Source organism: Micromonospora sp. DT227, assembly GCF_049841835.1.
In the GTDB taxonomy this organism is placed as follows: Bacteria; Actinomycetota; Actinomycetes; order Mycobacteriales; family Micromonosporaceae; genus Micromonospora.
Genome location: NZ_JBNCLA010000007.1, coordinates 26,265 through 38,184 on the forward strand (window position 1 = coordinate 26,265; position 11,920 = coordinate 38,184).

Below are 11,920 nucleotides of genomic sequence, written 5' to 3' on the forward strand. Positions count from 1 at the left end.
GGCCACGCCGGACGGGGTGGGGTCGGTCCCAGCGGATAGGCTGAGCGGCGGCCGAGCAGACGAGTGCGAGAAGGAGCGGTCCGTGCGCCCAGGTGGACAGCCGAACATGCAGCAGATGCTGAAGCAGGCGCAGAAGATGCAGCAGCAGATCGCCGCCGCCCAGGCCGAGCTGGCCGACGCGGAGCTGACCGGCACCGCCGGTGGTGGTCTGGTCACCGCCACCGTCGCCGGCACCGGTGAGCTGAAGGCGATCAAGATCGACCCGAAGGCGGTCGACCCGGAGGACGTGGAGACGCTGGAGGACCTGGTCGTCGCCGCCGTGCACAACGCCGCCGAGGCGGCCCGGGAGCTGACCGAGAAGAAGATGGGCCCGGTCGCGGGCGGGATGGGCGGCCTCGGCCTGCCCGGGTTCTGAGCCGACAGATGTATGAAGGCGCCATCCAGGACCTGATCGACGAGTTGGGCCGGCTGCCGGGCGTGGGCCCGAAGAGCGCCCAGCGGATCGCGTTCCACGTCCTGTCGGCCGATCCGGCCGACGTCAACCGGTTGGCCGGCGCGCTGCGCAAGGTCAAGGAGCTGGTCCGGTTCTGCACGACCTGTTACAACGTGGCCGAGTCCGAGCAGTGCCGGATCTGTCGCGATCCACGGCGTACCGATGAGGTGCTCTGCGTGGTCGAGGAGCCGAAGGACGTGGTGGCGATCGAGCGGACCGGCGAGTTCCGCGGGCGCTACCACGTGCTCGGCGGCGCGATCAATCCGCTGGAGGGCATCGGCCCGGACAATCTGCGGATCCGGGAGCTGATGACCCGGTTGGGCGGCGGTGAGGTCCGCGAGCTGATCCTCGCCACCGACCCGAACACCGAGGGCGAGGCGACGGCGACCTATCTCGCGCTGATGGTCAAGCCGATGGGGATCGCGGTCACCCGGCTGGCCAGCGGCCTGCCGGTCGGCGGCGACCTGGAGTACGCCGACGAGATCACGCTGGGCCGCGCCTTCGAGGGGCGCCGGGCGGTCTGAGTCGCCGGCCCGGTGGTGGGCGGTCCGCCCGCCACCGGGCCGTGATGTGAGGCGGCCTCGGAAGGTGTCGGCTTGATAGCGATTGCCCTTCGCCCGTTCCTCTTCTGTGTGACATGCCATAACCTCCCGCTCACGGACTGAGTCACAGCTCGGCGTGAATACATGCGCATGACAGAGGTGAGAGATGCAGGCGAGCAGGCTGAAAACGGCCGTGGCCCTCGCGGCCGCGGCCGCCCTGGCGGTCGGTGCGTCCGGGTGCGCCAAGAGCGACCGGGACGACGAGGGTGGGAGCGGCGCCAAGAGCGGCGGCACCTTCGTCTTCGCCGGTGCCGGGGACCCGAAGAACTTCGACCCGATCTTCAACGACGACGGTGAGTCGTTCCGGCCGATCCGCCAGATGTACGACACCCTCGTGCAGAACAAGCCCGGTACCGCCGAGCTTCAGGGTGCCCTGGCGGAGAGCTGGGAGCACGACCCGGACGGCAAGGTCTGGACCTTCAAGCTCCGCAAGGGCGTGAAGTTCCACGACGGCACCGACTTCAACGCCGCCGCGGTCTGCTTCAACTTCGACCGCTGGTTCAACATGAAGGGCGCTGCCGCCCAGTCGCAGATGATCTACTACTCGGACACGTTCGGCGGCTTCGCCAAGAACGAGGCCGAGGGCGTGGGCCAGCCGGTCTACAACAAGTGCGAGGCGAAGGACGACGGCACCGCCGTCGTCACGATGAACCAGTACAAGGGCGCCTTCCCGGGTGCCTTCGCGCTGACCGCGCTCTCCATCGCCAGCCCCGAGGCGCTGAAGAAGTACGACGCCGACACGGTGAAGCAGAACGGAGACTCGTTCGAGTACAGCGCGTTCGCCAACGAGCACCCGGTGGGCACCGGTCCGTTCAAGTTCGCGGGCTGGGACAAGACCAAGGGTGAGATCACCCTGGAGCGCAACGCCGACTACTGGGGCGAGAAGGCCAAGGTCGACAAGCTCGTCCTCAAGATCATCAAGGACGAGAACACCCGGAAGCAGGAGCTGCGCGCCGGCACCGTCCAGGGCATCGACTTCCCGGCCCCGGCCGACCGGAAGGCGCTGTCCGGCGAGGGCTACCAGGTCCTCGACCGTCCCGCGTTCAACATCCTCTACCTGGGCATCAACCAGAAGAACCCGAAGCTGAAGGACCTGCGGGTCCGGCAGGCGATCGCGTACGCGCTCAACCGCCAGCAGCTCGTCCAGACCAAGGGCCCGGGTGGCACCAAGGTCGCCGACGAGTTCATGCCGGACACCGTGCTCGGCTACGCCCCGGACGTGCAGAAGTACGACTACAACCCGGAGAAGGCCAAGCAGCTTCTCAAGGATGCGGGCGCGGAGAAGTTGACCCTCAACTTCTACTACCCCACCGACGTGTCCCGGCCGTACATGCCGAACCCGCAGGAGATCTTCACCGTGCTGGCCAACGACCTGAAGGCCGTGGGCATCACGGTCAACGGGGTGGCCCGGCCGTGGAACGGTGGCTACAAGGACGACGTGCAGCAGTTCGGCAAGCACGACCTGCACCTGCTCGGCTGGACCGGTGACTACAACGACCCGGGCAACTTCGTCGGCACGTTCTTCGGCCGCGGCAAGGTCGAGTTCGGCGACCAGGGCATGACCGAGATGTTCGAAGCCATCACCAAGGCCGACGCCACGGTCGACGAGGCCGGCAAGAAGGCGGCCTGGGAGCAGGTCAACCGCGACATCGCCACCAAGTGGCTGCCGGCCGTGCCGGTCTGGCACGCCCCGCCGGCCATCGTGGTCACCAAGGACGTCAAGGGTCTCGTCGCCAGCCCGCTGACCGACGAGCGGTTCAACACCGTCAGCGTCGGCTGAGGCAGCATCCACCGCTGACGCCACACGCGGAATCGGCCCGGGCCGGGCTCTCGCTCCCGGCCCGGGCCGACCCGCTGTTCAACCGAGAATCTGGTGTGTGAGAGATGTTGCGAGTCATAGTTCGCCGCCTGTTGCAGCTGGTGGTGACCCTGATAGGGCTGTCCGCGCTGGTCTTCGTCTGGCTGCGGAACCTGCCCGGCGGCCCGATCGAGGCGCTGCTCGGTGAGCGGGCCACGCCGGAGCGGCGCGCGCTGCTGGTCAAGGCGCTCGGCTACGACCAGCCGATCCTGGTGCAGTACGCCAAGTTCATGCAGCGGTTGGTGACCGGCGACTTCGGCAACTCGATCCGGAGCGGTGACCCGGTCACCGAGGTGATCGGCCGCGCCTTCCCGGCGACCGTCGAGCTGGCCGCCGCCGCCATGATCATCGCGATCGGGCTCGGGGTGCCTCTCGGCTACCTCGCCGCCCGGCACCGCGGCCGACTGCTCGACAACCTGAGCATCGGCGGCACCCTGCTCGGCATCTCGATCCCGATCTTCTTCCTGGGCTACCTGCTCAAGGACGTGTTCACGCAGAACATGCACCTGTTCCCGCCGTCCGGCCGGATCAGCACCGGGATGGACAACACCGACATCACCGGCTTCTTCGTGCTGGACGGGCTGCTCACCCGGGAGTTCGACGCCACCGGCGACGCGCTGTGGCACCTGATCCTGCCGGCCATCACGCTGGCCACCATCCCGCTCGCGGTCGTCGTCCGGATCACCCGGGCCAGCGTGCTCGACGTCCTCAACGAGGACTTCGTCCGTACCGCCGAGGCGAAGGGGCTGCGGCACAAGACCATCCGCGGCCGGCACATCCTGCGCAACGCGCTGCTGCCGGTGGTCACCACCATCGGCCTGCAGACCGGCGCGTTGCTCTCCGGGGCCGTGCTCACCGAGCGGGTCTACAACTGGGGCGGTCTCGGGACGCTGATCTACGACTCGATCAGCGGCGGTCGCGACTACCCGGTGCTCCAGGCGCTGATCCTGCTGGCCGCGCTGGTCTTCGTGGTGGTCAACCTCCTGGTCGACCTCTCCTACGCCTTCATCGACCCGAGGGTGCGTGTGCGATGAGCGATCCGATCACCCGGCCCACCGTGGGCTCGCCGCGCGAGAGCGTGGACCCGTCGGCCGTCACCGAGAAGCCCGAGGGCACCCTGCCCCGCGGCCTGGACCGGCTCGGCGAGCGCAAGCGCGCCCGGCTGGAGCAACTGGCCCAGGCGACCGCCGACAAGGGTGGCGTCAGCCTGGTCCGGGACGCGTTCCGCCGGCTGCGGCGCAACCCGACCGCGATGGTCGGCGCGGCGATCGTGGCGCTCTTCGTGCTGGTCGCGATCTTCGCGCCGCTGCTGGCGCCGCACGACCCGGCGCAGCGCTTCGACGAGCTGACCCGCAACCTGACCGTCGACAACATCCCCGGCGCCAGCAGCGAGTTCCCGCTCGGCTCCGACCCCCTCGGCCGGGACTTCCTGTCCCGGATGATCCACGGCAGCCGCCAGACGCTGTTCGTCGGCGTGCTCGCGACGCTGATCGGGCTGGTCCTGGGCGTGCTGGTGGGCGCGCTCGCCGGCGCGTTCGGCGGTTGGGTCGACAACATCCTGATGCGCTTCACCGACGTCATGCTGGCCCTGCCGGCGCTGCTGCTGGCGATCAGCCTGGTGGCCCTGGCCAGCCGGTCCAGCCAGTGGACGGTCATCCTCGCGGTGGCCATCGTGAACGTGCCGATCTTCGCCCGGCTGCTGCGCGGTTCGATGCTCGCCCAGCGGGAGAGCGACCACGTGCTGGCCGCCCGCGCGCTCGGCGTCAAGCGCGGGGCGATCGTGCTGCGGCACATGCTGCCCAACGCGATGACCGCGGTGATCGTGCAGGCGACGCTGACGCTCTCCACCGCGATCCTGGAGGCCGCGTCGCTCTCCTTCCTCGGCCTCGGTGACCCCGACATCAACCGCGCCGAGTGGGGGCTGATGCTCGGCGTGGACGGTCAGCGGTACTTCGAGGTCCGCCCGGAGCTGGCCTACTTCCCGGCCGCCGCGATCATCGTGGTCGCGCTCGGCTTCACCCTGCTGGGCGAGGGCATGCGCGAGGCGATCGACCCGAAGAGCCGGCGGTGAGCGCGGTGTGGACCAACGACCAGCACGGTGAGGACGTGACCCGATGAGCCTGCTCGACGTACGCGACCTGAGCGTCGTGTTCCAGCGCAAGGGTGAGCGGCCGTTCACCGCGGTCGACGAGGTCAGCTTCAGCGTGGAGCCGGGGCAGACGGTCGGCCTGGTCGGTGAGTCCGGCTGCGGCAAGAGCGTCACCAGCCTGGCGATCATGGGCTTGTTGCCGAAACGCGGCAACAAGGTCACCGGCGAGGTGAACTTCGACGGCGCCGACCTGCTGAAGCTGCGCCCGGAGGACCTGCGGGACCGGCGCGGCCGGGACATCGGCATGATCTTCCAGGACCCGCTCTCCTCGCTGAACCCGGTCATCCCGATCGGCACCCAGGTGGCCGAGGTGCTCGAACGGCACCGGGGCATGGACCGCAAGGTGGCGCTGAAGGAGGCCCGGGAACTGCTCGACGCGGTCGGCATCCCGGACCCGACCCGGCGGTTGAAGGAGTACCCGCACCAGATCTCCGGCGGCATGCGGCAGCGCGCGCTGATCGCCATCGCGCTGGCCTGCAAGCCGCGGCTGCTGATCGCCGACGAGCCGACCACCGCGCTGGACGTGACGATCCAGGCGCAGATCCTCACGCTGCTCAAGCAGCTCGTCGACGAGACCGGCACCGCGCTGATCATGATCACCCACGACCTGGGCGTGGTGGCCGGGCTCTGCGACACGGTCAACGTGCTCTACGGCGGCAAGATCGTGGAGCGGGCGGCCCGGCACGAACTGTTCGCCCGGCCCCGGCACCCGTACACGCACGGGCTGCTCAACTCCGTGCCGAGGCTCGACTCGCCGCGCGGTGAGCGGCTGCACGCCATCCGCGGCTCGGTGGCCGACAACATCCCGTGGGCGGAGGGCTGCGCGTTCGCCCCCCGGTGCGACAACGTGGTGGACGCCTGCCTCGACGGGCCGCCCCCGCTGGAGCCCACCGCGAACGGCGGCGACCTGCGCTGCAACAACCCCGTTTCCGAGGAGGTGGCGGTCCCGTGACCGAGTCGACCGAGCGGACGACCGAACCCCTGATCGAACTGCGCGACGTCAAGGTCCACTTCCCGATCAAGAGCGGCGTGCTCGTCGACCGGACCATCGGGCACGTCTACGCCGTCGACGGCGTCTCGCTCACCATCAACAAGGGCGAGACGTACGGGCTGGTGGGCGAGTCGGGCTGCGGCAAGTCCACGCTCGGCCGGGGCCTGCTGCGGCTGGTCGAACCGACCGCCGGGGAGATCGTCTTCGACGGTACCGACCTGCGCTCGCTCAAGGCCGAGCCGATGCGCCGGATCCGCCGCCGCATCCAGATGATCTTCCAGGACCCGCTGTCCAGCCTCGACCCCCGGCAGTCGGTGGAATCGCTGCTGGTCGAGGGCCTCAAGGCGCACGGCCTGGCGAAGGACAAGGCGGCCGTCGACAAGCGGCTCCGGGACGCGCTCGCCGCGGTCGGCCTGCCCGCGTCCGCGCTCAGCAAGTATCCGCACGAGTTCTCCGGCGGCCAGCGCCAGCGCATCGGCATCGCCCGCGCGCTGGTGCTCGAACCGGACCTGATCGTCGCCGACGAGCCGGTGTCCGCGCTGGACGTGTCGATCCAGGCCCAGGTGCTCAACCTGCTCGACGAGTTGCAGGAGGAGCGCGGCCTCACGTACCTGATCATCGCGCACGACCTGGCGGTGGTCCGGCACATCGCCGACACGGTCGGGGTGATGTACCTCGGCGGCCTGGTGGAGGAGGCGTCCAGCGACGACCTCTACCGGGAGCCGATGCACCCGTACACCCGGGCGCTCATGTCGGCGGTGCCGGTGCCCGACCCGCAGGTGGAGGACCGCCGGGAGCGGATCCTGCTCGCCGGCGACCTGCCGTCACCGGCGAACCCGCCGGCCGGCTGCCGGTTCCACACCCGCTGCCCGTGGGCCCAGCCCACCCGCTGCGTCGACGAGCGGCCCGCGCTGCGCGAGGTGCTCGACGGGCACCGGGTGGCCTGCCACTACGCCGAGGACATCGCGGCCGGGCGGATCCGGCCGCACGAGGTGGAGCCGGAACTGGTCCGGCCGGACGACGGGGCGGCGCCGGGCGACACCGGCGAACTCATCCCCACCCCGTGACCCACCGGACGCGTCGGCCCTTCCGTCGGGGCGGGCCGACGCGTCCGTCCGGCTCAGCCCTCGGGGCGGTTCAGCAGGCCCACCGCGACCGTGTGCACCGCGTCCAGCGCGGCCGGGTCGGCAAGCGGCGCCGAGCCGCCGGTGACCGCGTACCACTCGTCGGCGTCCTTGTACTGCACCCGCAGCGCCACCCGGCCGTCGGCGTGCTCGGTGCGCAACGTCAGCTCCCCGGTCACCACGCCCACCTCGTCGGTCATCACCCCGCCCGGGCCGGCGGTGATGTCGGCGGTGCGGTTCGCCGGGCCGGCCGGAGCGCCCGGCGCGGCGTCGGCGGACATGCCCGCCCCGGAGACGTCGGCGGGCGCGGCCTGCTGGCCGTCCGCGGTCATCCCGGCCGAGGCCGGACCGGTCGGGGTCGGGTCGGTGCCGGCCGCCGCGGCGTCGTCGCCGGAGGCGTCCGGCGTTTTCTCCGGCGCCGGTGTGCCACCCGCCCCGGTCACGGCTTGCTCGCCCATGTGCAGCCCTCCAGCATGTCGGTGAGGGCGGCCTTCTCGGCACTCGTCACCGTCAGCCGCCAGTAGTGCTTGACCGTCACCCAGTCCGCCGCGTACTGGCACCAGTACGACCGGTTCGCCGGCTTCCACTGGGACGGGTCCTGGTCACCCTTTGCCCGGTTCGAGCGGAGGGAAACCGCGATGAGCTGCGGCCGGGTCTGGTCGTTGGCGAAGTCGCCGCGCTTCGAGTCCTCCCACTCGTCCGCGCCGGACCGCCACGCGTTGGCCAGCGGCACGATGTGGTCGATGTCCACGTCCGACGGGTCGGTCAGCACCACCCCGTCGTAGGCGCTCTCCCACCGCCCGCCCACCACGTTGCAACCGGAGAGCTTGATGTTCTCCCCGTCGCGTTGCAGCACGGTGTCCCGGACGTCGCAGTTCTTGCCGGTGTCCCGCCAGTGCGGGAACCGGGAACGGCTGTAGCCCTTCATCGACCCGGCCGAGGCCACGGTCAGCTCACCGAGCTGCTGGTTCACGTTCCCGGAGGCGCTCGGCGGCGCATCCGGCTCGGTGACCGAGCCGTCGCAGCCGACAGCGCCGAGGGCGAGCACCGCGGTGAGCGCGGCGGTCAGCCCGGCTCGGACTCCTGATCTCGTACGCACAGACGACACCTCTCCAGCTTGCGGGCTCCGGGCGAGTCCGCACAGTACCCGGCGGCGGTTTCCGTGATTCGTGGCGTAGGTGGGGGGATCACGGGCAGAGTGGATGGACGTGACATCTGCCGCTCCCGCACTGCGTACCCGCTCCGCCGCCGGACGCGGCACGCTGCTCGCCGCGATCCTCGCCTCCGGCATGGTGTTCCTGGACAGCACCGTGGTCAACGTGGCGCTGCCGCGCCTCGGCGCCGAACTGGACGCCACCGTGGCGGGTCTGCAATGGACCGTGAACGGCTACCTGCTCATGCTCGCCGCGTTCGTGCTGCTCGGCGGCGCGCTCGGCGACCGGTTCGGCCGGCGGCGGATCTTCCTGCTCGGGGTGGTCTGGTTCGCGGTCGCCTCGGTGCTCTGCGGGCTGGCCCAGGGCACCGGCTGGCTCATCGCCGCCCGGTTCCTCCAGGGCGCCGGCGGGGCGCTGCTCACCCCCGGCTCGCTCTCCGTGCTCCAGGCCAGCTTCCACCCCGACGACCGGGGCCGGGCCATCGGCACCTGGTCCGGCCTGTCCGGCGTGTCCACCGCGCTCGGTCCGCTGGTCGGTGGCTGGCTGATCGACGCGCTCTCCTGGCGGTGGATCTTCTTCGTGAACCTGCCGCTGGCCGTGGGCGTGGTACTCGCCGCGATGCGCTGGGTGCCGGAGAGCCGGGACGAGGCGGTCTCGCGTACCGGTGGACACGGCGGATTCGACGTGGCCGGCGCGTTGCTCGGCGCGCTGGCGCTCGGCGGGATCACGTACGCGCTGATCGACGCCCCGGCGCGCGGCGCCGCCCCGGCGGTGCTGGCCGCCGCCGTGGTCGGACTGGCCGCCGTGGCGGCCTTCGTGCTGGTCGAGCGGCGGCGCGGGGACCGCGCGATGCTGCCCACCGGGCTGTTCTCCAGCCGACTCTTCTCGGTGCTCAACATCTTCACCGTGGTGGTGTACGCGGCGCTCGGCGGGTTCACCTTCTTCCTCGCCGTCTACCTCCAGAACGTGGTCGGCTGGTCGGCGCTGCTCACCGGCCTGGCCACGGTGCCGATGACGTTGCTGCTGCTGGTCGGCTCGCCCCGGGCCGGCGCGCTCTCCGCCCGGATCGGCCCCCGGCTGCCGCTCACCGTCGGCCCGGTGGTCGCCGCCGCCGGCCTGCTGCTGCTACGCCGCGTCGGGCCGGGCGCGTCGTACTGGGTGGACGTGCTGCCCGGCGTGGCGCTGTTCGGCGCCGGGCTCACGTTGGTGGTCGCGCCGCTGACGACGAGCGTGCTCGGTGCCGTGGCGGACCGGTTCGCCGGGGTGGCGAGCGGCTTCAACAACGCCGCCTCCCGGGCCGGTGGCCTGCTCGCGGTGGCCGCGCTGCCGTTGCTGGTCGGGCTCTCCGGCACCGGGTACGAGCAGAAGGGCGCGCTTGCCGACGCGTACCGGGGCGCGCTGCTGTGGTGTGCGTGCCTGCTGCTGGCCGGCGCCCTGCTCGCCGCCGTCCTCATCCACCGCCCGAAGGTGAAAGGAGGGGCCCCTTCTTAACGCCTCCGGTAGAGAAGGGGCCCCATCTCACACTCGGGCCATTCGGGCGCGGGTGTTAAGAGGGGGCCCCTCCTATGCAGAATGCGTTAAGAAGGGGCCCCTCCTTGCACGTCAGGCGCGGGTGCGGTTGACGGCGCTGGTGACCGCCTTGATGGAGGCGGTGACGATGTTGGCGTCCACCCCGACGCCCCACACCGTCCGGCCGTCCACCTCGCACTCCACGTACGCGGCGGCCTGCGCGTCACCGCCGGAGGCGAGCGCGTGCTCGTGGTAGTCGAGCACCCGTACCGCCACGCCCAGCGACTGCAACGCGTTGACGTACGCGTCGATCGGGCCGTTGCCGACCGCGGTGAGCGCGCGGGTCTCGCCGCCGAAGCCGACCCGGGCCTCGATCTCGACCTTGCCGTCGACGGTGCCGATGGTGTAGCCGGCCAGCGTGACCGCCGGGTCGACCTGGTGGTCGACCAGGTAGTTGCGGGCGAAGATCTCCCACATGGTGCCCGGCTCGACCTCGCCGCCGTCGTGGTCGGTGACCGCCTGCACCACGCCGGAGAACTCGATCTGGAGGCGGCGCGGCAGGTCGAGCTGGTGCTCGGACTTCATGATGTACGCGACGCCGCCCTTGCCGGACTGCGAGTTGACCCGGATGACCGCCTCGTAGGTGCGGCCCAGGTCCTTCGGGTCGATCGGCAGGTACGGCACCGCCCAGGTGAACTCGTCGACCGGCACCCCGGCCGCGGCGGCGTCGGCGTGCAGCGCGGCGAAGCCCTTGTTGATCGCGTCCTGGTGGGAACCGGAGAACGCGGTGTAGACCAGGTCGCCCGCGTACGGGTGGCGCTCGTGCACCGGGAGCTGGTTGCAGTATTCGACGGCACGCCGGACCTCGTCGATGTTCGAGAAGTCGATCATCGGGTCGATGCCCTGGGAGAACAGGTTCAGGCCCAGCGTCACCAGGTCCACGTTGCCGGTGCGCTCGCCGTTGCCGAACAGGCAGCCCTCGATCCGGTCGGCGCCGGCCAGCAGGCCCAGCTCGGCGGCGGCCACGCCGGTGCCCCGGTCGTTGTGCGGGTGCAGGCTCAGCGACAGGCTGTCCCGTCGGGGCAGGTGCCGGTGCATCCACTCGATCGAGTCGGCGTAGACGTTCGGCATCGCCATCTCGACCGTGGCCGGCAGGTTGACGATCAGCTTCCGGTCCGGGGTCGGGTCGACCACCTCGATCACCGCCGCGCAGACCTCCAGCGCGTACTCCAGCTCGGTGCCGGTGTAGGACTCCGGCGAGTACTCGTAGTGGATGTCGGTGTCCGGGGTGTGGATCTCCGCGTACTTCTGGCAGAGCCGCGCGCCCTGGGTGGCGATGTCGGTGATGCCGTCGCGGTCCAGGCCGAAGACCACCCGGCGCTGGAGCGTCGAGGTGGAGTTGTAGAAGTGCACGATGGCCCGGCGGGCGCCGCGCAGCGACTCGAACGTGCGCTCGATCAGGTGCTCCCGGCACTGGGTGAGCACCTGGATGGTGACGTCCTCCGGGATCAGGTCCTGCTCGATGAGCTGCCGGACGAAGTCGTAGTCGGTCTGGCTGGCCGACGGGAAGCCGACCTCGATCTCCTTGTACCCCATCTGCACCAGGAGCTGGAACATCCGGCGCTTGCGCTCGGGCGACATCGGGTCGATCAGCGCCTGGTTGCCGTCGCGGAGGTCGACGGCGCACCAGCGGGGCGCGGCCTCGACGCGGTGGGTCGGCCAGGTGCGGTCCGGCAGTTCGACCCGGAACTGCCTGTCGTACGGGAGGTAACGGTGCACCGGCATGCGGCTGGGGCGCTGCTGGGCGAACGGATCGGTGACAGGTTGAGCCATCTCGGAGTGCTCCCTGGAACATGTGGCGTCAGCAGATCGGAAGGTGTCGGCGAGGTGCCGGGCGACGGTGCGCGGCGGTGCCGAGGAGAAGTTCGGATGTGCTGGACGGCGCGGTTCAACTCCGCGACGAGGTGCCGGCCGGTCAGGCCTCGTCGCGGCGACCAAGGAGAAGGTACGCCTGCCACATGACAGGGTCACCCTACGTGG

At 70.7% G+C, this 11,920-nt stretch carries 11 protein-coding genes; 8 read left to right on the forward strand and 3 right to left on the reverse strand.

Translation table 11 applies throughout. The features are described from left to right. Positions 1 to 106: 106 nt before the first annotated feature. From ACLQ2W_RS23055 to ACLQ2W_RS23085, 7 genes are all read left to right on the forward strand, one after another. Entirely contained in the window at positions 107 to 415 is a 309-nt protein-coding gene (locus tag ACLQ2W_RS23055; protein WP_217628661.1) for a YbaB/EbfC family nucleoid-associated protein, read from the forward strand. 8 nt (positions 416 to 423) lie between these two features. Then, entirely contained in the window at positions 424 to 1,017 is a 594-nt protein-coding gene (recR, locus tag ACLQ2W_RS23060; RefSeq protein WP_358193838.1) for a recombination mediator RecR, read from the forward strand. Positions 1,018 to 1,201: 184 nt separating this feature from the next. Then, positions 1,202 to 2,875: an ABC transporter substrate-binding protein gene (locus tag ACLQ2W_RS23065; protein WP_425788531.1), complete on the forward strand. Its 1,674-nt coding sequence runs from the start codon at positions 1,202 to 1,204 to the stop codon at positions 2,873 to 2,875. 104 nt (positions 2,876 to 2,979) lie between these two features. Then, on the forward strand, positions 2,980 to 3,987 hold the full coding sequence (locus ACLQ2W_RS23070) for an ABC transporter permease (protein WP_425788533.1): 1,008 nt from the start codon (positions 2,980 to 2,982) through the stop codon (positions 3,985 to 3,987). Beyond that, entirely contained in the window at positions 3,984 to 5,024 is a 1,041-nt protein-coding gene (locus ACLQ2W_RS23075) for an ABC transporter permease (RefSeq protein ID WP_425788535.1), read from the forward strand. Before ACLQ2W_RS23070 ends, ACLQ2W_RS23075 begins: the two co-directional genes overlap by 4 nt. Positions 5,025 to 5,067: 43 nt before the next feature. Continuing rightward, positions 5,068 to 6,054, forward strand: coding sequence for an ABC transporter ATP-binding protein (locus ACLQ2W_RS23080; protein WP_281934235.1), 987 nt, complete (start codon positions 5,068 to 5,070; stop codon positions 6,052 to 6,054). Continuing rightward, positions 6,051 to 7,160, forward strand: coding sequence for an ABC transporter ATP-binding protein (locus ACLQ2W_RS23085; protein WP_425788537.1), 1,110 nt, complete (start codon positions 6,051 to 6,053; stop codon positions 7,158 to 7,160). Before ACLQ2W_RS23080 ends, ACLQ2W_RS23085 begins: the two co-directional genes overlap by 4 nt. A gap of 53 nt (positions 7,161 to 7,213) precedes the next feature. On the opposite strand, the gene ACLQ2W_RS23090 is transcribed toward ACLQ2W_RS23085, so the two are convergent. Then, positions 7,214 to 7,675: a hypothetical protein gene (locus tag ACLQ2W_RS23090; protein ID WP_405091592.1), complete on the reverse strand. Its 462-nt coding sequence runs from the start codon at positions 7,673 to 7,675 to the stop codon at positions 7,214 to 7,216. After that, on the reverse strand, positions 7,657 to 8,316 hold the full coding sequence (locus tag ACLQ2W_RS23095) for an HNH endonuclease family protein (RefSeq protein WP_405091591.1): 660 nt from the start codon (positions 8,314 to 8,316) through the stop codon (positions 7,657 to 7,659). Before ACLQ2W_RS23095 ends, ACLQ2W_RS23090 begins: the two co-directional genes overlap by 19 nt. Before the next feature lie 103 nt (positions 8,317 to 8,419). Here ACLQ2W_RS23095 and ACLQ2W_RS23100 point away from each other — a divergent pair, with 103 nt between their 5' ends. Then, positions 8,420 to 9,862 (forward strand): MFS transporter, encoded by a 1,443-nt coding sequence (locus ACLQ2W_RS23100; protein WP_425788540.1) that lies wholly within the window; start codon positions 8,420 to 8,422, stop codon positions 9,860 to 9,862. Positions 9,863 to 9,973: 111 nt separating this feature from the next. Here the strand turns inward: ACLQ2W_RS23100 and leuA are convergent, their stop codons facing one another. Continuing rightward, the gene (gene leuA, locus ACLQ2W_RS23105) at positions 9,974 to 11,713 is read right to left on the reverse strand and encodes a 2-isopropylmalate synthase (protein ID WP_425788542.1); all 1,740 of its coding nucleotides are present in this window, start codon (positions 11,711 to 11,713) and stop codon (positions 9,974 to 9,976) included. Positions 11,714 to 11,920: the final 207 nt, after the last annotated feature.

Excerpts from the sequence above, each read along its gene's own strand:
- ACLQ2W_RS23055 (WP_217628661.1), top strand. The coding sequence starts at position 107 with ATGCAGCAGATGCTGAAGCAGGCGCAGAAGATGCAGCAGCAGATCGCC.
- recR (WP_358193838.1), top strand. The coding sequence starts at position 424 with ATGTATGAAGGCGCCATCCAGGACCTGATCGACGAGTTGGGCCGGCTG.
- ACLQ2W_RS23065 (WP_425788531.1), top strand. The coding sequence starts at position 1,202 with ATGCAGGCGAGCAGGCTGAAAACGGCCGTGGCCCTCGCGGCCGCGGCC.
- ACLQ2W_RS23070 (WP_425788533.1), top strand. The coding sequence starts at position 2,980 with ATGTTGCGAGTCATAGTTCGCCGCCTGTTGCAGCTGGTGGTGACCCTG.
- ACLQ2W_RS23075 (WP_425788535.1), top strand. The coding sequence starts at position 3,984 with ATGAGCGATCCGATCACCCGGCCCACCGTGGGCTCGCCGCGCGAGAGC.
- ACLQ2W_RS23080 (WP_281934235.1), top strand. The coding sequence starts at position 5,068 with ATGAGCCTGCTCGACGTACGCGACCTGAGCGTCGTGTTCCAGCGCAAG.
- ACLQ2W_RS23090 (WP_405091592.1), bottom strand. The coding sequence starts at position 7,675 with ATGGGCGAGCAAGCCGTGACCGGGGCGGGTGGCACACCGGCGCCGGAG.
- ACLQ2W_RS23100 (WP_425788540.1), top strand. The coding sequence starts at position 8,420 with ATGGACGTGACATCTGCCGCTCCCGCACTGCGTACCCGCTCCGCCGCC.
- leuA (WP_425788542.1), bottom strand. The coding sequence starts at position 11,713 with ATGGCTCAACCTGTCACCGATCCGTTCGCCCAGCAGCGCCCCAGCCGC.